Annotated in this window: 13 protein-coding genes; 6 read left to right on the forward strand and 7 right to left on the reverse strand. The window is 43.5% G+C overall.

The window, feature by feature from the left end; all coding sequences use genetic code 11:
* Positions 1–12 precede the first annotated feature (12 nt).
* Both KSX81_RS05135 and KSX81_RS05140 read left to right on the forward strand, forming a co-directional pair.
* Positions 13–5,073, forward strand: coding sequence for a DUF4132 domain-containing protein (locus tag KSX81_RS05135; RefSeq protein WP_118418143.1), 5,061 nt, complete (start codon positions 13–15; stop codon positions 5,071–5,073).
* Positions 5,074–5,080: 7 nt separating this feature from the next.
* Positions 5,081–5,554, forward strand: a complete 474-nt coding sequence (locus KSX81_RS05140) for a GAF domain-containing protein (protein ID WP_004307141.1) — start codon at positions 5,081–5,083, stop codon at positions 5,552–5,554.
* A 109-nt stretch (positions 5,555–5,663) separates the two neighbouring features.
* Here KSX81_RS05140 and KSX81_RS05145 read toward each other — a convergent pair whose 3' ends face one another.
* The 6 genes from KSX81_RS05145 to KSX81_RS05170 form a co-directional block, all read right to left on the reverse strand.
* The gene (locus tag KSX81_RS05145) at positions 5,664–5,978 is read right to left on the reverse strand and encodes a chaperone modulator CbpM (RefSeq protein WP_004307142.1); all 315 of its coding nucleotides are present in this window, start codon (positions 5,976–5,978) and stop codon (positions 5,664–5,666) included.
* 14 nt (positions 5,979–5,992) lie between these two features.
* Positions 5,993–6,958 carry a DnaJ C-terminal domain-containing protein gene (locus tag KSX81_RS05150; protein ID WP_004327076.1) on the reverse strand — a complete coding sequence of 322 codons (966 nt, stop codon included), beginning with the start codon at positions 6,956–6,958 and terminating at the stop codon, positions 5,993–5,995.
* 94 nt (positions 6,959–7,052) lie between these two features.
* Entirely contained in the window at positions 7,053–8,756 is a 1,704-nt protein-coding gene (locus KSX81_RS05155; protein WP_118418142.1) for a phosphoethanolamine transferase, read from the reverse strand.
* Complete coding sequence (locus KSX81_RS05160) at positions 8,743–9,942, reverse strand: BamA/TamA family outer membrane protein (protein ID WP_004301038.1); 1,200 nt, start codon at positions 9,940–9,942, stop codon at positions 8,743–8,745. Before KSX81_RS05160 ends, KSX81_RS05155 begins: the two co-directional genes overlap by 14 nt.
* Positions 9,943–10,031: 89 nt before the next feature.
* Positions 10,032–11,045 (reverse strand): threonine aldolase family protein, encoded by a 1,014-nt coding sequence (locus tag KSX81_RS05165; RefSeq protein ID WP_004307149.1) that lies wholly within the window; start codon positions 11,043–11,045, stop codon positions 10,032–10,034.
* 171 nt (positions 11,046–11,216) lie between these two features.
* Entirely contained in the window at positions 11,217–11,435 is a 219-nt protein-coding gene (locus tag KSX81_RS05170; protein WP_004301053.1) for a winged helix-turn-helix domain-containing protein, read from the reverse strand.
* A 236-nt stretch (positions 11,436–11,671) separates the two neighbouring features.
* Here KSX81_RS05170 and KSX81_RS05175 point away from each other — a divergent pair, with 236 nt between their 5' ends.
* The 4 genes from KSX81_RS05175 (at position 11,672) to KSX81_RS05190 (ending at position 15,926) form a co-directional block, all read left to right on the forward strand.
* Complete coding sequence (locus KSX81_RS05175; RefSeq protein WP_032843878.1) at positions 11,672–13,411, forward strand: thiamine pyrophosphate-dependent enzyme; 1,740 nt, start codon at positions 11,672–11,674, stop codon at positions 13,409–13,411.
* A gap of 155 nt (positions 13,412–13,566) precedes the next feature.
* Positions 13,567–14,484, forward strand: coding sequence for a DUF2157 domain-containing protein (locus KSX81_RS05180; RefSeq protein ID WP_032849091.1), 918 nt, complete (start codon positions 13,567–13,569; stop codon positions 14,482–14,484).
* Positions 14,468–15,442: a DUF4401 domain-containing protein gene (locus KSX81_RS05185; protein WP_032843867.1), complete on the forward strand. Its 975-nt coding sequence runs from the start codon at positions 14,468–14,470 to the stop codon at positions 15,440–15,442. The genes KSX81_RS05180 and KSX81_RS05185 overlap by 17 nt, the downstream gene beginning before the upstream one ends.
* Positions 15,429–15,926, forward strand: coding sequence for a GDYXXLXY domain-containing protein (locus KSX81_RS05190; RefSeq protein ID WP_004307158.1), 498 nt, complete (start codon positions 15,429–15,431; stop codon positions 15,924–15,926). Before KSX81_RS05185 ends, KSX81_RS05190 begins: the two co-directional genes overlap by 14 nt.
* 365 nt (positions 15,927–16,291) lie before the next feature.
* Here KSX81_RS05190 and KSX81_RS05195 read toward each other — a convergent pair whose 3' ends face one another.
* Positions 16,292–19,186, reverse strand: coding sequence for a MepB protein (locus KSX81_RS05195; protein ID WP_087318478.1), 2,895 nt, complete (start codon positions 19,184–19,186; stop codon positions 16,292–16,294).
* Positions 19,187–19,205: the final 19 nt, after the last annotated feature.

The raw sequence follows: 19,205 nt of genomic DNA on the forward strand, positions 1-19,205 counted from the left end.
ACGAAAAGAATCATGAGACTGATTTACAATGACGCATTAAATAAACGGATTGCTCCGTACCTGGAAAGGTTAACGAAAAAGAGAACCAGTTTAGACAAAGAGACAATGGCACTGTTGGATGTATTTATGCAATACTTCAACATGGATACCCGGTATGGTGCATACAGCGATAAATTAGAGCCTTGCATCATCTATATTATCCAAGAAGAGAAGATTAAAAGCGTTGCCAATCTTTTCGATGGTAAATTGAACAAGCTACTCCGCTATCTATTGGGAGACGAGTACGCCCACCTGTTCCACACCTATCTGAAGCTCAAAGCACGGTGCCCGTACACTCACGGATACTCGCGCCGGTCACAACGGTCGGCAAATCCTCTTCTGCATATCGGCCACGTTATAGATGCACTGACCCAGTTTCTGAAACTGCGCGCCACCGGATTTACGGTTCAAGCCATACTGAACGGAGGAAACACTCCGGAAGAAATAGAAGCATACAAGGATTCGATGAACTGCCAAAACTGGATGGCCGCCCAAATAGCAGAAGGCAACCAGACTGTCATTGAATACCTCAACAATGTGCTGACCAGTGAGAATAACGCCAACCGCCTCAACCAGGGACATCTCCAGGCTATCGCAGTAAGTGGATACCGCCCCTTGCTGGAACTGGAAGGGAAGTTACTTCTGGCAGCCAAGTTACAGGAGGGTCTCCGCCAAGCTATCGTGGAAACGATGGACGAAGGTTGTCCCGAAAGTTATCTCCATCTTTTCTCGGTCATCTGCGACAACGGCCTGCAACGATTTGCTTCCGTGAAACGCGGTATTGCAGTCAGTACGGGTATCGGAGAACAAGACAGCAGCGAACGTATCACCAATAAATATGTAGAACTGATCCATCGTTTTCTGAACGACCGGAAACAAGCACACAGTGCTCTTCAAAGCAAAGATACAGTCGAACTCTATCTGGCTTTATGGAGCATCGGATTCTATAATACGGAAGAGATTCAGACGCTCGTACCGGAAATTATCAAGAAAGGTGCTAAATACCAGGTACAGACATTACTTTATTTCTTACGCTGTACGCAATACTCCGGCATGAACCACCGCATCAGTAAAAATGCCTTTGAAAGATGGTATAAGGAACCGTCGGTGGTGGCGGCTATCTTACCGTTGTATCTGTCCGGTCTCTATCTTAGCCGGTACGGAGGGCACAAAGACGCCCCGTCACTCCACGACTATTTTGATAGCAAAGAAGAGGCGGTCCGCCATTATGAATATCTGAAGCAAATCTATCAGTCCATCTCTGCCAAAGAGATTTATTCTCCTTATGTATTCCCTTGGGAAAGCACAGAACTCACCCGTTCGGAAATCGTTCTCAAAATGGCATATATCACCTGGATGACTAATAATTCTGCATTGAAAGACGATCTTTGCAGCTATCTGCCCTCTCTGGATACTTATATGCGGGCAGGCTATATCGGTGTTGTATTAGCTCCACCGACCAGTCCGCTACAGGAAGAATATGTACTGCAATCACTGGGAGACCGTTCGCAAGATGTGCGTGAAGAAGCATATAAAGCATTGTCCGAGATGACCTTATCGCCCGAACAAAACCAGAAAGTAGAAGAGTTACTGCGCTTCAAATACAGCGAAATGCGTATCCATGCTATCAATCTGCTGATGAAACAGCCCAAAGAACAGCTAGCCGACAGCATCCGCCGCTTGCTAACAGACAAGGTTGCCGAACGCCGCCTGGCAGGATTGGACATGATGAAGACCATACACAATGTAGAATTCCTGCAAGATATCTATCAGGAATTGATCCCGACAGTTAAAGAGATTCAGAAGCCGAACCCGAAAGAAAAAGTATTGATAGAATCTCTGATTGGCGATGGAACAGAAGAGAGCGTCACACAACATTATACCAAAGATAACGGTTTCGGTCTGTACGATCCGTCTCTTGAAGTCAGTCTGCCGGAAATTACCCAGGACAAAGGATTCAACGTTAAAAAAGCATTCGAATTCATCTGCTTTGGAAGGGCCAAACTCGTTTTCAAAAAACTAAGCAAATACATCGAAACCTACAAGAATGAAGAATTCAAAAATGGTTACGGAGAAGCACGTCTGGTAGGTAACAGTGTCCTGATAAACTGGAGCAACTACGGAGGATTGAGCGGACTCGGATTCCCGGAATTGTGGAAAGCCTTCTACGAAGAAGAAATAGGAAGCTACGACAAATTGCTGATGATGAGTTTCATGCTTGCATCGACAGGTACCGCTAAAGACGAAGACGACTCCGACGAGGAAGATGAAGAAGACATCAAGGCAGACCAGAAATCAAGTAATACTTTTGAGCCGCTTGTCAACCGGATGTATGCCGGCATCACTTACCGCGGATTGCAGAAAGACCTCCGCAAGATGCCGTACTATGAACAGATGAGTGACATCATCGAAGCACTGGCATACGAATACAAAGATGAAGCCGTCTATCAACGACTGGCCGTCAATATGCTGCTCCAACTATTGCCTTTGCTAAATACCAAAAACATCTTCCGCCAGTACACCAGTAAGCATGCATGGCTTCGGGACAAACTGGAATACGGAGAAAAACAGGTCGTTTATCCGATACATAACAACAAATTCGTGAACTTCTGGCTCGAAATGCCTCAAAAGCCCATGAATGATGATCTATTTATCCGTTACTTCACAGTGCGCTATCAGCTTTATAAGCTCACCAACTACATGGAGCACACCCCCGAACTAGAGGAAACAGACTCTTATCTTCATGCCACAGACTTCGCCCGTGCCTGGATGCTGGGAATCATCCCGACAGAGGAAGTATACCGTGAAATGATGGGACGCATCAGCTCTCCCAGCCAGATCAAAGCAATCACCATGGTATTGAACGACAACGTTCGTTTCAACAAGGAAAAAGAAAGATACGCCGATATCAAAAACATCGACTTCTCCCTCTTCCGTTCCCTCGCCCAAAAGGTGGTAGACCGGATTCTTGAAATTGAATTAAAACGTGGAGACTCCGAGACACAAGTCACCTCCCTTGCAGAAGAACTAAGCTACGTCTATGGAGCCGAAACATTTATCCGTATTCTGCAAGCATTTGGCAAAGATACTTTCATACGTGACAGTTACAACTGGGGCAGCACCAAACGGGGTGTATTGAGCAGTCTGCTCCATGCTTGCCATCCCCTGCCTACGGACACCAGCGAGAATCTGAAGAAACTGGCGAAACAAGCCGAAATCAGCGACGAGCGACTGGTAGAAGCCGCCATGTTCGCCCCACAATGGATTGAACTGACTGAAAAGGCAATAGGCTGGAAAGGACTGACAAGTGCAGCCTATTATTTCCACGCCCACACCAATGAAACGTGTGACGACAAGAAGAAAGCGATTATCGCCCGCTACACCCCCATCGACGTAGATGACCTGCGGGAAGGTGCTTTTGACATCGACTGGTTCAAAGATGCATTTAAGACAATTGGCAAGCAACGCTTCGAAGTGGTCTACAATGCCGCCAAATATATTTCATGCAGCAACAGCCATACCCGTGCCCGTAAGTTTGCCGATGCTACCAACGGTGCAGTGAAGGCGGCAGATATAAAGAAAGAAATAATAGCCAAGCGCAACAAAGACTTATTGATGAGCTACGGCCTCATCCCATTGGGACGGAAGCCGGATAAAGAACTGCTGGATCGTTATCAATACCTGCAAAAGTTCCTGAAAGAGAGCAAGGAATTCGGTGCTCAAAGACAGGAAAGCGAAAAGAAAGCGGTAAACATCGCTCTGCAAAACCTGGCACGCAACTCCGGTTACGGAGACGTTACCCGCCTGACCTGGAGCATGGAAACCGAACTGATTAAAGAACTTCTTCCCTACCTGTCCCCCAAAGAGATAGACGGCGTAGAAGTGTATGTACAAATCAACGAGGAAGGTAAATCGGAGATTAAGCAAATCAAAGACGGCAAAGAGCTCAACAGCATGCCTGCCAAGCTGAAAAAGCATCCGTATATAGAAGAACTGAAAGCAGTACACAAAAAGCTGAAAGACCAGTACACCCGTTCGCGCATCATGCTGGAACAGGCGATGGAAGACTGCACTCATTTTGAAGAAAACGAATTGCGCAAGCTGATGCAGAATCCTGTTATCTGGCCATTACTGAAACATCTCGTCTTCATCTGCAACGGACAGACGGGCTTCTACACCGATGGATTGCTGATTACAGTAAATGCCGTTTGCCTCCCGTTAAAACCGAAAGACGAGTTACGCATCGCGCACCCCACAGACCTGTATACAAGCGGAGACTGGCATGCTTATCAAAAATTCCTGTTCGATAAATCAATCCGCCAACCTTTCAAACAGGTATTCCGCGAACTTTACGTTCCGACTCCGGAAGAAATAGAAGCCACTCAATCCCGCCGCTATGCCGGCAACCAGATCCAACCGCAGAAAACGGTTGCCGTACTGAAAGGGCGCCGTTGGGTAGCCGATTATGAAGACGGCCTTCAAAAGATATATTACAAAGAGAATATCATCGCCACCATCTATGCCATGGCAGACTGGTTCTCTCCTGCCGATATCGAAGCTCCGACATTGGAATATGTCTGCTTCCATAGCCGCAAAGACTACAAGTTGATGAAAATCTCGGAGATTCCTCCTGTCATCTTCTCCGAAGTAATGAGAGACGTAGACCTGGCAGTAAGCGTAGCCCATGCCGGAAGCGTTGACCCGGAAACCAGCCACTCTACCATCGAGATGCGCAGCGTGCTGGTGGAACTGACGATGCCGTTGTTTCATTTCAAGAACGTGACAATAAAAGGAAGTTTTGCTCACATCGAAGGTAAACTGGGTAAGTACAATATTCATCTGGGCAGCGGTGTGATCCATCAGGAAGGTGGTGCACAGATAGCTGTTCTTCCGGTACATTCGCAAAATCGCGGACGCCTGTTCCTGCCTTTCGTAGATGAAGATCCGAAGACTGCCGAGATACTGACTAAGATTATCTTCTTTGCAGAAGACGATAAGATAAAAGATCCGAGCATCCTGAACCAAATCAAATAGTAAAGAGATGGCAGAAAATTTAATCATCCACACAGGAAGCAAGGAAGAAAAGTATCGGGAGTTACTTCCGCAACTGCATGCTTTAGTAAGTACGGAAGCAGATCTCATTGCCAATCTTGCCAACATGGCAGCAGCCTTAAAGCAGACTTTCGGTTTCTTCTGGGTAGGCTTTTACCTTGTGAAAGAGGAAGAACTCGTACTGGGTCCGTTTCAAGGCCCCATTGCCTGCACTCGCATCCGCTTTGGCAGAGGAGTTTGCGGAACCGCTTGGAAAGAAGCCCGTACACTGATTGTTCCTGATGTAGAGCAGTTTCCCGGACACATAGCCTGTAGTTCGGACTCGAAATCGGAAATAGTAGTACCAATCCTCAAGCAGGGGAAAGTTGCCGGGGTGCTGGATATCGACAGTGATACATTGGATAGCTTCGACACTATCGACGCACGCTATCTGGAAGAGATTTGCACGTATATTGTATTATAAAATAACGGCATAAACATCCTGAAAAAACGGAGGCTCTGATTGAATGAATCAGAGCCTCCGTTTACTATAAATAGAGCCTCTGTTCGAATCAAACAGAGGCTCTATTTTTTTACCAGTCCATATCTTCTATTTCCCGTTCCCGGTACAGCAAAAGTTGTTTGCGAAGCGAACGCATTTCGTGCCTCATATCTTCCATCCTTTCCAGCAAATGATGAATGGCATCGATACCTTCCATGTTGATGGATAAGTCATAGTACATTCTGCTATAACGTTCCACGTTCGGGAGTTCCGACAAAAGCAGATAATGTTCACCGCCTTCGGTATGCACGTTAATCAAACCGCCCTCTTCCAACATTTCGATGAATGAAGGCTCAATATGACATTTGTGACAGTATTCACTGACAATTATTAATTCGGTCTGCATAGTACTCATTCATTTTAGTTCATACTCTGTAATTGACGGAACAACTCTTTCTGTTTGTCGGTCAAGTTCGTAGGAATCTTGACAGAATAGGTCACAATCAAGTCACCGAATTGTCCTTCCTTCTTATAAACCGGGAATCCTTTACCTTTCAGACGGACTTTCGTACCGTTCTGCGTTTCCGGTTTTATCTTCAGTTTCACTTTACCGTCCAGCGTGTCGACTACTTTCTCGCCTCCCAATACGGCAGAGTAAAGATCTACCTCCACATCTACGTACAGATCGTCGCCCAGGCGTTTGAACACCGGGTCTTCGGCTATAACGAACGTAATGTACAAGTCGCCCGCAGGTCCTCCGTTGACACCTTCGGCTCCGTAGCCTTTCAGTTTAATAACCTGTCCGTCGGCTACACCGGCAGGGATAGTGATACGTACCTGTTTACCATTTACAGTCAATATCTGCTTATGCGTTTGAGCAGCATCACGAAGGGAAAGATGAAGTTCGGCATTAAAGTCCTGTCCGCGGAATCCCGCAGAACCTTGTCCTCTTCCTCCCCGATGTCCGAACATTGATTCGAAGAAATCGGAAAATCCACTAGCGTTGCCACCGGAAAATCCTTCTCCATCGGAACTATACCAATAGGTTCCGTTACCGTCGGAGAAACCCTGACCCGCACCGCCGAATCCGCCGAAACCTCCTGCACCGCCAAAGCCTCCGGCTTGTTGCTGTGCACGTTTCTGCGCTTCGAATTCATCGGCATGCTTCCAATGTTCTCCGTACTCATCATACTTTTTACGTTTCTCGGGGTCACTCAGTACTTCATTGGCTTCGTTGATTTCCTGAAATTTATCCTTTGCACTAGGGTCATTAGGATTCAAGTCAGGGTGATATTTCCGGGCCAACTTACGAAAAGCCTTTTTGATATCATCCTGAGAAGCACTTTTGTCTACTCCAAGAATCTTGTAATAATCTATATAGGCCATGTTTTATGAATTTAATCGTTCATACATCATACGGCAAATAACACGCCAATCCCATTTTTGGATGCAAAAATTAACAAGGATTAATACCTAATACTTAATACTTGATATTCCTCTTTTCCAGCATCTGGAAGTCTTGCTTCTTCATGCCCAAATCATCCAACGGACGGGGATCATTGTGATCGTTCAGATAAACCCTCGGTTTCAGGACGTAGTGCGAAGCCGTCACAGCCTGCGAATCATCCCGGTAAGGAGTTTCTATTCCGCCTAAAGACAGCATGGTCGGGAAGAAAGAGCTGCTGGAAGAAACATTCTTATCCTTATTTTCAATAGCGGTATTCCAACGTTCGGGATACGTTTCGCGGTAGTCATCGGACATCCAAATCAGGAATGGCACATGAAGCTGATAATAAGAAGGTACGGGAGAAGCGTGGAGGAACAGATGACGGGAATCGTCGAAAATGTCCTCTCCATGATCGGAAGTGTAGAGCATGGCGGCATCTACCTGCTGTTTTTCCAACATACGGATAAGTCGTGACAGAAAATCATCCGTGTAACGAATAGAGTTGTCATAGGCATTCACCAGGTTATCCCGGTATTTTCTCTCTGCTTCCATCGGATAATCGGGCGTAAAGAAAGCATCTTCCGACGGGTAACGTTCGCGATAGTTAAAGTGGGAACCGTAGGTGTGAAGTACGATGAATTGTTTCGTTGCACCTTTCGCCAGTTCCTCCTCCACCAATTTCAGAAGTTCGTCGTCAGAAGGATTATAGGTAGAACTGACCGAATCTTCTTTTATAAAATCATACGTATCGGCTTCCATTCCGAAGAAGTCGATAAATGAATGGTTGTAACGTTGGTTGGAGAAAAAAGCCGTCCGGAATCCTGCCTCTTTGAAAGCGGTGATGATTCCTTTTTGATGGTAGATAGAGTCGTAGTTGCAGGCAGTAGCATCCGACATCAGCATGGGGACACTTTTATGTGTCGTATTCGACTCTGTCAACACTTTTGGGAAAGCAATCAGACCCGTTTGCCGGGATAAGAGCGGGGTCGTTTCACGTTCGTAACCATACAATTGCCAGTTTAGGGCACGAGAGGTTTCTCCTATGACCATTACATATACTTCCCGTTTTCCCTCCGGATGAGTAGGCCGGGCATGGAAAGTAAAGTCTTTGGATGTACGGTGGTAATCCTGTGTCAGAGCTGTTCTTTGAAAGGCAAGACCTACGTTGTAGCATACGTTTAGCGGGTATAAATCAGATTTCAACTCATATCCCGAATCCTGCACATAGGCTCCGACAAGACTAAGGAGGGAGATTCCAAAGACCAGGAAGGCTCTCTTCCGTTCCCTGCGAATGAACTCTACCGTAAGTTTCCGTTTACGTATAATTGAAATCGTCCCTAATATCAGGGCAGGTACATAGAGTATGATTACAGCAATAATGGCAGGTGTGAGATTATCGAGCAGTTCCAATGCCTCACTCGAATTGGTGGTGACCAGATTCAGAAACATATCGACAGCGATAATGGACTGGCCGAATAAATAAAGCAACACGATCTGAAAGGCTCCGAAGAACAGGAACAGGAATAAAATCCACAGCATCTTGCCGCAATTCCTCGACAAAGTCATCAACAGGTAATAGCAACCGAAAGGTAACAACACATTGGCGACTTTTGCCATAAATGGTAAAGGTTCTGTAAAACAGAGTACCATATTAGGTACTATCAAGATAAACAGGAACAGATAAAACAGATGTTCCTGATTTTCCAACCAATTCTTTATATTTTTAAAAAGCTTCATTGATGTTAAAAATAAATCCGGTCTGGTGTTTGCCAAACCCTAAATCCAAACGTACATTTACTCTCTTCTTAAATTCCCAACGATACCCGAAGCCATAATTAGGCAGAATGTGTTTCGGGGTGAACTCGGAAAGTCGTGGAAAAATCGTTCCCGCTCCTACCCATACAGCTACTCCATTCCGTTTCCAGACGTGTTGCCGGAGTTCTATTTGCGCGTCCATTGCTCCCTTGTCCCGATAGCGTCCTTCGTAATATCCGCGCATGGAGTAAGAACTTCCCAACGTTGCCATCAATCCCCAAGGGGTATCGCCATAGGTAAGCAATGTGTGGAATTGCCCTGCCAGCACTCCACCTTTCCATACCGGCTGATAATAACTGGTAGTCAGTTCTGTACTGCTAAACGCATATTTATTGCCGAGAAAAGCCGGACTGAACCGCTGGTCTATCCGCAAATAATAGCCATGATATGCATTTGTCAGGAAATCACGTGAATCGTAAAGGAGGGAAAGTCCCAGGCTGGTATTAGTGGTTCGCGCGGCCATTCCTTCCCATAGTTCCGGTTTCTCAAAGTTCCGTCCGTCGATATAATCGAATACGGCCATCGGGCCGATGTAGAAGTTCTTTGCCAGCCGAAACATAAAATCGACTTTCACCTGTGCCTGAAAACGTTTATAATCGCTTTCGTTATCAGAGTTCGCTCCATTGTCATATCCCCGTCCCCAATACAGACTGGGAAAAGAATAGAAATAGAGATTGTAATTCAAGCGGTATTTATCTTTTGGAAACAGATGATTTCCGCGGACTCCCAACAGATAGAAGCCGACAGTCGACACATCTCCGTAAAGAGAGACATTGGAGGGAGGAAGAAGCGTATCAATCCGATCGGTTCGATATAGTCCGGCTGCCACCAGTCCGAGTCCGAACTTGGTGTCACTGGAATAATGTGGGCCGCCTATCACACTGAAATCAAACTTTTTATTCTTTTTTTCCTTATTGGCGTCATTGAAGTAATCAAGAAACTTTTTAAAGAAACTGCGCTTTGCCGGAATGGAATCTTCCATGGTTGCAGATATAGAATCCTCCGGCAGTTCAATTTTAGTAGAATGCAGCTGTGCGCCCAACGGGGTTTGTGTCAACAACAAAAGCGCGAATATGATTAGCCTGTTCTGTCTAGTATTCATAATCATAAGAAGTAGAAAACTTTGCGGACAAAGTTAGTTTCAAACTTCCTATAAAAACAGATATTCAGGCGCTTTTGTTGTTCCGGATTTCCTTTTTAACGTTTTAAAAGTCTTATAAACTCGTCTACATCCTCCTCTGTGGTATCAAAAGAAGTCACCAGACGGATTTCATTCTTCTCTTCGTCCCAAAAATAAAAGAAGTAAGACTCTAGCATCCGGTCGATAACCGGGCGGGGCATGGTGAGGAATAACTGGTTACTTTCGGCTCTTTGAGTGAAAGTTACTTCGGGCAGTTTCTTCAATTCAGTGTAAAGTTTGGCAGCCATTGCATTGGCATGGTTGGCATTCTTCAGCCAGAGGTTATCTGTGAGGTATGCCGTAAACTGGCAAGAGAGGTAACGCATCTTCGAAGCGAGCTGGGCGGATTGCTTACGGATGAAGCGGGCTTCCGGTTGCAGGTCTTTATTAAATACAATCACGCACTCTCCCATCATCAGTCCGTTCTTCGTTCCGCCAAAACTAAGAATATCGACTCCGCAGTCTACTGTCAGTTCTTTTAAGGAAAGATTCAAAGCGGCACAGGCGTTGGCTATTCTGGCTCCGTCCATGTGTACATACATACCATTCAGATGGGCAAAGTCTGTCAGACGTTTCAATTCTTCGGGAGTATAGATGGTGCCAAGTTCGGTACATTGGGAGATGTAGAGGGCTCTGGGTTGTGAATGGTGCTGATCGCCGAAACCATGCAGATAAGATTGCATCAATTCCGGGGTAAGTTTACCGTCAGGAGTGGCAATCGGGCGAATCTGACAACCTGTCATTTTCACAGGAGAGCCGCATTCATCTACATAGATATGAGCCGTTTCCGCACAAAAGATGGAATGATACGGACGGGTCATCAGCTGCAATGCTACCACGTTGCTACCCGTTCCGTTAAATACAAACAAGGGGACACAGTTGGGCGTAAAGGTTTCCTTTATCTTCGCTACGGCTTCTTCTGTCCATTTATCATCGCCATATCCTAAAGAATGGTCTATATTAGCCCGGTTCAATGCTTCCATTACCAACGGATGCACACCGGAATTATTGTCGGAGGCAAAACTTCTCATTGTTTCTTACATTTTAATTCGTGATGCAAAGTAACAGAATTATTTCCGGAAATCCATTGAAAGGAAGATACATAAAGCAGAAAAAGGATAAAAAACGAGAATCTCCGAAGTGCTGACTATGCTGTCATTCCTCCGGAGATTCTTCTGTTCTCGTTAAAGTGTCAAACTCTTTTAGCCAATATAAACATTCACACAGAGATATACATAAAGCTCTTCATCGCACTGATCGAACTCTATTTTGCTCTCTCTTGACAACCACCCCAAAGCGGCACCCAGCTCTTTATCTTTCAGCCCGGATTTTCTCTTCAAAAGTCCATAGCTCCACTTCTCATTATTGCTAAGCAGTTGCCAAACCTTACCGGCATTCACACCGATTTCATTTCTGTTCATTTTTCTAGAGTAATTAAGAGGTTTAATACATTAGGTTAAGATTTCGCCTATAAAGATAACAAAAGGATATTGCAATTGTTTATACATCTTTACTAAAAAGTTGTTACAGAATTAATTTTAACATAAAAGCGGTGATGTGTCCCGACACAAAGGCGTTATTAGCATATGTTAAATTAGAACTTTTCTTTGCAGCCATCTGTTATTACATAAAAATCAATCCTAAACCAATTACAGCTATGGCAAAAAAAATAGCAGAACAGTTGATAGATACTCTGGTAAAATCCGGAGTTGAACGCATCTACGCCGTAACAGGCGACAGTCTGAATGAAGTAAACGAAGCAGTCAGAAAAAACGATCAAATAAAATGGATACATGTGCGCCACGAAGAAACAGGGGCGTATGCCGCTGCGGCAGAAGCACAACTGACCGGTCGCCCGGGATGCTGCGCGGGAAGTAGCGGGCCGGGACATGTTCATCTGATTAACGGCTTGTATGACGCACACCGATCCGGCGCACCGGTAATCGCCATCGCCTCTACAATTCCTACCGGAGAGTTTGGTACGGAATATTTTCAGGAGACGAATACCATCAAACTTTTTAACGATTGCAGTTATTATAATGAAGTAGCCACTACTCCCACACAATTTCCACGTATGCTCCAGTCGGCCATACAAACGGCTGTCACCCGCAAAGGGGTGTCCGTTATCGGGCTTCCGGGTGACTTGGCAAAGGCTTCTGCCGTTGCTGTCGACTCGTCGGTTATCAACTATCCTGCCCCACCGGAAGTTTGTCCGTCGGAAGAAGATCTGGCTCAATTAGCTGACATGTTAAACAAACATACGCGTATCACTCTTTTCTGCGGCATCGGTTGCCGAGGAGCTCACGAGGAAGTGATTGCTCTTTCCGAGAAGCTGAACGCTCCGGTGGTATATACTTTCAAAGGAAAGATGGAGGTGCAATATGAAAATCCGTATGAAGTGGGTATGACCGGATTGCTGGGAATGCCGTCGGGCTATTACAGTATGCATGAAGCCGAAGTGCTTCTCATGCTCGGCACAGACTTTCCTTATTCCGCTTTCCTGCCGGATGACATCAAGATAGCACAGATTGATATAAAGCCCGAACGTCTGGGACGTCGTGCAAAGGTGGATATCGGACTTTGCGGTGATGTTAAACTGAGCATCCAAAGTCTATTGCGTATGCTGAATCCGAAGACAGATGATTCGTTCCTGTTGAAACAACTCAAAAGATATGAAGGCGTAAAGAAGGATCTGGCTGCTTACACGGAAGATAAAGGCGATGTAAATAAGATTCATCCCGAATATGTGATGTCCGAAATAGACAAACTAAGTTCGGACGATGCTGTGTTCACAGTAGATACGGGAATGACTTGTGTGTGGGGAGCACGTTATCTGCAAGCGACAGGCAAACGCCACATGCTGGGTTCTTTCAATCATGGTTCTATGGCAAATGCTTTGCCGCAAGCCATCGGTGCCGCACTAGCTTATCCGGATCGCCAGGTAGTGGCGCTTTGCGGAGATGGTGGCTTGTCTATGACTTTAGGAGACTTGGAAACCGTTGTACAATATAAGTTACCAATTAAAATTATCGTATTCAACAACCGTTCATTGGGAATGGTGAAGTTGGAAATGGAAGTGGACGGATTGCCGGACTGGCAGACAAATATGTTGAATCCAGACTTTGCTCAAGTGGCCGAAGCAATGGGAATGACCGGATTTAATGTCAGTGATCCGGAAGAAGTGTTGACTACCTTACTGAATGCATTTGAGTTGGACGGTCCGGTACTTGTTAATATCATGACTGATCCGAACGCACTGGCCATGCCTCCCAAAATTGAATTCGGTCAAATGGTGGGCTTTGCACAATCAATGTATAAGTTGTTAATCAACGGTCGTTCACAAGAAGTAATTGATACGATCAATTCTAACTTTAAGCATATACGGGAGGTATTTTAAGTTATTCTATTTTGAATATTTTCATAACCTCTCTCAAGGTATGACCTACTATTATTGTCAATTTCAATAAGGTAAGTCATACCTTTTTATAGTCTATCTTGAGGTGATAATCATTTTATTTTCTTATGTTTGTAATCATCAAAAAGCAAAAACACATGGAAAAGACCGACTCTTCGCCTTTATCCCGACAAGCGCTGTACGCAGATAAAAAACAATGGAATCAATTCCTTTCTATTTTTTTATTGGCAGTGGGCGTTGGTTTTACAGTGGCAGGAATTATCTTCTTCTTTGCCTACAACTGGGAGGAATTACCCAAATTTGCAAAGTTAGGAATAGTAGAAGTGTTATTAGTAGCTTCTGTCCTGCTCGCTACATTCACGCATTGGAATAAGCTCGTCAAACAAATTCTCCTGACCGGAGCTACATTCCTGATAGGCACGCTTTTCGCTGTCTTCGGACAAATCTACCAAACGGGAGCCGATGCTTACGATCTTTTCCTGGGATGGACTCTCTTCACTATTCTCTGGGCGGTTGCTATCCGTTTCGCTCCGTTATGGCTGACGTTCATCGGATTACTTTGTACTACGATATGGTTGTACAATATACAGATTGCCAGTGCCAACTCCTGGGAAATGACTTTGCTGGCCAATGCAGTAACCTGGATATGTGCCTTAACAACGATCATCACGGAATGGATGAGTGTAAAAGGTCATTTGGACAGCAACAATCGCTGGTTTGTCAGTCTTCTTTCACTGGCTACTATTATACATACCAGTTTTCTGTTAATGATGGCAATCTGCGAAGAGAATGCCATATTGTCTGTTCCTCTCATAAGCACCCTCCTTTTATTCTCTGCGGGACTTTGGTATGGATGGAAAGTAAAAAGCCTGTTCTATCTGGCTATCATTCCGTTTGCTGCGTTAATGATTCTATTGACTACATTCATATCACAAAGCGGTCTTAGGGATGTTCAGATATTCTTCTACGGAGGGGTTATTGTCATCACCGGAACAACTTTACTCATTTACATCATTCTTCATCTAAAAAAGCAATGGTATGACACAGAAGCATAGCCTCACCATTCAAGCCGTATCTATTATCGGAGGAATCCTGACGGCTATTTTCTTTCTGGGATTTCTGGCACTTGCCAGAATCCTCCGCTCCGATATTTCTTGCCTGATTGTAGGAAGTATATTAATTCTCACTACCCTAACAATCAGCCGCATGGTGATCCGGTCTTTTCTGGATGCAATGAACATCACTTTATACATAGCCGGGTGTGTATTGATTGGTTTTGGTATAAATGCCAGCATTAATATCCTCTTCACTACGCTTATGGGAATCAGTATTCTCACATTCTTGTTATCAAGAGGGTTTATCCTCCCCTTTCTTTCAGTCATTCTGTTTAATATATCTTTCTTCGGAGAAGCCGCCCATGTCTTTTCTTCGTTTTATCCCTTGCAAATAGCTGTAGTTCCTATCCTTGCACTATTTCTATTTGCCAACATCTTTGAAACTAAGTTGTTTGAATGTATAGGAACAAAGAATTACTTTTCCAAATACAAACCATTTCATTTCGGATTATTCATATCCGGTATCGTCTCACTGGGAGGATTATCAATCAATTATCTGATATCAGAAACAAATAGCTGGCTTGTATCCTGCATACTGTCTGTTTGTATATGGATCGGTATTCTTATAATGGTTCAACGAATCATGCAGGTCATGAAAGTGGATCATCCGGTGAATCAGATTGGTATCTATATTCTTTGTATTGTTATCTGTCTGCCTACCGTGTTTGCTCCTTATTTATCCGGCAGTTTGTTGCTGATTCTAATATGTTTCCATTATGGCTACAAAGCGGAGTGTGCTGCCTCGCTTCTTCTTTTTATCTATGCCGTTTCCAAATACTATTATGATTTGAATTTGAGCCTGCTCACCAAATCCATGACGCTTTTCTTCATCGGAATTGCATGTATTACAGCCTGGTATTTCTTCACTCAAAAAAGAACAAGACATGAAAAAGTATAGCCGAATATTGATTATTGCAAACCTGATACTGCTACTGGGATATTTCAACTGGTCGGTTTATAAAAAAGAGCAAACTTTGAAAGACGGACAGTTGATTTTGTTACAGCTAGCTCCCGTCGATCCCCGCTCTCTTATGCAAGGAGACTATATGAGGCTTAGCTACAAAGAAGCTTCATCAGATCTGCTAGACCAACAAACTGCCATACGCGGTTATGCCATACTTCAAATTGACAGTAATCAAGTAGGAAAAATAGTGCGGCTGCAAAACGCTTTAGAGCCTGTAAACGACAATGAGCTAGTCATCAAATATAAAATAGTACGTCACCGGATCTTCCTCGGTGCCGAGTCTTTCTTCTTTGAAGAGGGACAAGATACTCTTTATCAAAAAGCCGTATATGGCGGGCTGAAAGTGGATGGTAAAGGACAAAGCCTGCTCGTAGGACTGTATGACGAGAACTTCCATTATATTCAATCCGATAAATAAATAATAATGAAAAAGCCCGGACTTTCGCAAGCCCGGACTTTCTATATTCTCAAAACATCTCCTTAATCTATAGGAAAATAAGGGACTAGCAAATTGGTTTCTAGTGCAAATAAGGAGATGTTATGAAATAAAAAAAAGGGATACCTGTGGGAAATAAGGGAGGTATCCCTTTCTATAAGAAGAACAGAATTGGAAGGATTGACTTTCACAAGCCAAATCCTTCACTCTGTTTCTTCTCGGCGTATTCTTCACACAAGGTGAAGAAGGGTTTTATTATTCTGAATTTGGAGTAGTTTCAACTGTAATACAATCCTTTGCTTATATAAAGCATTAAGAGGTTTGAAGCAACTCTCCAATTTTTCTTTTTATTCTGCCGGAATAGTTACTGTAATTGTATTCTTTCCTTCATAATTCTTAATTGTACCCCACTTAGATGTAGCTTTTACTTCTACAGTATAAGTTACAGCTTCGTAGAAATGGTGAGATTTACCTTCTGCTGTAAAGGTCACCTTTCCTGTAGCATCATCAAGAGACAGATAAGTTGACGCAGCTGCTTCTTTGAATTCAAAAACAGGAGCTGCCAGACCATAGATATCAAGAGGATTAGTAACTGAATTTGCAAATCCATTGCTTCCTGTTCCTGCTACCACAGCACCATCCTTCCACATAGTCTTACCTGCCAAATCATTCCAAGCAAAACCTGTTGAAACATTATATTCTACAGACTTATCAGATAAAGAAAGAGTCGTTGCAGTCGGAGCAACCCAAGTTCCACTAATATCTTTCACTTCAACAATACCTTCAATCGTATCCTCAACTTTACCATTATAGCTAGCTTTAATAGTAAACTTAACTACAGCAGGTACAGTCTTACCACCAACAGTCATCTTACCAGTATAGAGATCTTTATCAAACGTAAACTTAGCCTCGTTTTCATCATAGCTAACGCCAGCAATGCTATTTTCCGTAATGTTAGTAGTAATTACGAAAGTACCACCTTTAGCCAAAACAGCAGCTTTAACAGCATCAAAGTTGGAGAATATAGTAGCAAGCTTAAATTCGGAAGTAATAGCAGTAGCCGCTGTCTCAGAATCTTTTGTCGGAGTAAAGCCTGTACGAGTTTGATCTGAAGACCACATTTCCGACACTCTAGCCAATTTAGCCAAAGTGATAGGCTTAATCTTAACTGGAACATTTACAACAAGCGTATAGCCATCTCCTTCGAACTTAGCTGTTGCGGTATAATCACCAGCAGCTGTATTTTTAGGAATGATTAAAGTCAAGGCATTATTTGCACCATTTTCTAAGCGTATACCTGTTGTAGGAAGAAGTTCAACCAAACTCAAACTTTCATAAGCTGATGGGCGGATATTCACAGCCGGATCGTTATAAATGTCAGCAACATTTAGAACTACTCTCTCCTCTGCAGCAACTGCTGTTTCATTAGTCCAGTCACGTTCTACCAAAGCATACGCATGTGTAAGTTCATCAATAGTACGTGTTACTTTTACAGTTCCTAACTTTTTAGGATTATCAGAACTAGTTTCCAAATAGAAACCTGGAGCCGTTACTTTAGCCATAACATTAGCAGTTTTATCCAAAGAAGCAATCAGACCGGATGTTTTTAGACTAACGCTACCTGCAGTAGAAACTTCAAATAGATTTGCATCTGTTCCAGTCAAGCTATAAGTCGTCGCAAAGATATTCTCTACATTCAGTTCTTCTAATGTTTTTGTAAATGCTGTGCTTCCACTTGCAGTTGTTGTATATGAAACCGTCAAAGTTCCAACTCCTGAATAATCAACCGGTTGGGGAGCATCATAGATAATCTCGCCTGCTTTCTCTGTTGCTACCTCATAATAAGCAGTCTTCAGATAATAACTAGACTGTATCACTGCGATATAATCAGAATTAACATTTGTCGGAGTCAATCCTTCTTTACCTTCCGCATCTTTTGTACTTACAATATTCAAAGATATCGCATGGCTCTTTTCGCTTGAAGTTGTTAATGATACTGTAAGAACACCAGCTTCACAGTTCTTCACTTCTACGGCAAACGGTTCAGCAGCACGAGTCCAGTTACGTTCTTCAGCATTTAACTTGATTTCGTAGTTTTTATTGAAATCCTCCAATGTCATAGCAGCAGAAGCCGGAGAAATACGGAATTGCAATTCTTTTGCATCTGCACTCTTCGCTGCAACAACATAAGAAGATGAGGTTGAAGTTTTCTTAGCATACAAAGTATAGAAATCTACGCTACGATCTATGCTTGTAGGAATATATACTACACTCTGAATCATACCTTTAATAGCAACACCCAGTTTTGCAAGGTCATCTTCTAACGTATCTATACGGCTATTTACAGTCGTCAGTTCTGCTGAAACAATCGCCTTGACTTTTTCACTGAATTCTGCGCTTGCATAAAGACCGGAAAGAGTCGTTTTAAGAGATTTCACCTCTGCAATAACGGCTTCTACACTCTCGAAACCATTTTCTACCGCTTTATCTTCCAATGCTGTTTGATAGTCTTCCAGCGCAGTCAGTTTAGCAAGGATACCAGTTTTATCAGCATTAATAGCAGCATACAATTCTTTAATAACATCTGCTACAGTTGCATCCTCTCCGGCAAGAGCAGCAACTTCCTTCATACTGCCAAAGTCTGCAAGAACCTTTGTTTGAATAGCATCATTTATTGCAGCGGCAATCTCCCCATCTTCTCCCAAAGCTGTGGCAATTTCATCACTGATAAGTCCTGACAGTTTTGCAGATTCAACGTAGTTCTTCAGCTCTTCTTTTGTAGCGAAATTGACTTTTAAACCATCCAATTCCTCTTTAAGGGCTTCCAGCTTTACAATTCTTGCTGTCAAACCATCAATATCAGACTTTTGAAGTTTCTTCAGTGCTTCTAAATCATTCTTAGCTGTTGCCAAGTCTTTTGTCAGCTGGTCGACCGTTGCCTTATCAGCAGTCTTTGACAATTTGTCCTCCAAATCAGTAATTTTCAGACCCAAATCTTTAATTTGAGAATCCTTATTCTCCAATTTTGTCTTTAAATCAGCCAACTGACTTTCCAAAGCACTTTTAGCCACATTAATGGCAGTTTGCATGTCTCCCACGCTTACAGGATTGTTTGACTTGATCTGGTCAATTTGTTCCTGTACACTTTTTATGTCATCATCATAGTCCTTACAACCTACATAGGTGACAGTAGAAAGCGCCAACGCCCCGAAGAACATCACTTTTACAAATTTTCTTTTCATAACTACTTAAAAATTACAT

This window comes from Bacteroides sp. MSK.18.37, assembly GCF_019129155.2.
Taxonomy (GTDB): domain Bacteria; phylum Bacteroidota; class Bacteroidia; order Bacteroidales; family Bacteroidaceae; genus Bacteroides; species Bacteroides ovatus.

Bases quoted from the DNA above. Each gene is read 5' to 3' on its own strand.
- KSX81_RS05155 (WP_118418142.1), bottom strand. From the start codon at position 8,756: ATGAAGCTTTTTAAAAATATAAAGAATTGGTTGGAAAATCAGGAACAT.
- KSX81_RS05195 (WP_087318478.1), bottom strand. From the start codon at position 19,186: ATGAAAAGAAAATTTGTAAAAGTGATGTTCTTCGGGGCGTTGGCGCTT.
- KSX81_RS05175 (WP_032843878.1), top strand. From the start codon at position 11,672: ATGGCAAAAAAAATAGCAGAACAGTTGATAGATACTCTGGTAAAATCC.
- KSX81_RS05145 (WP_004307142.1), bottom strand. From the start codon at position 5,978: ATGCAGACCGAATTAATAATTGTCAGTGAATACTGTCACAAATGTCAT.
- KSX81_RS05140 (WP_004307141.1), top strand. From the start codon at position 5,081: ATGGCAGAAAATTTAATCATCCACACAGGAAGCAAGGAAGAAAAGTAT.
- KSX81_RS05170 (WP_004301053.1), bottom strand. From the start codon at position 11,435: ATGAACAGAAATGAAATCGGTGTGAATGCCGGTAAGGTTTGGCAACTG.
- KSX81_RS05185 (WP_032843867.1), top strand. From the start codon at position 14,468: ATGACACAGAAGCATAGCCTCACCATTCAAGCCGTATCTATTATCGGA.
- KSX81_RS05135 (WP_118418143.1), top strand. From the start codon at position 13: ATGAGACTGATTTACAATGACGCATTAAATAAACGGATTGCTCCGTAC.
- KSX81_RS05165 (WP_004307149.1), bottom strand. From the start codon at position 11,045: ATGAGAAGTTTTGCCTCCGACAATAATTCCGGTGTGCATCCGTTGGTA.
- KSX81_RS05150 (WP_004327076.1), bottom strand. From the start codon at position 6,958: ATGGCCTATATAGATTATTACAAGATTCTTGGAGTAGACAAAAGTGCT.
- KSX81_RS05160 (WP_004301038.1), bottom strand. From the start codon at position 9,942: ATGATTATGAATACTAGACAGAACAGGCTAATCATATTCGCGCTTTTG.
- KSX81_RS05190 (WP_004307158.1), top strand. From the start codon at position 15,429: ATGAAAAAGTATAGCCGAATATTGATTATTGCAAACCTGATACTGCTA.
- KSX81_RS05180 (WP_032849091.1), top strand. From the start codon at position 13,567: ATGGAAAAGACCGACTCTTCGCCTTTATCCCGACAAGCGCTGTACGCA.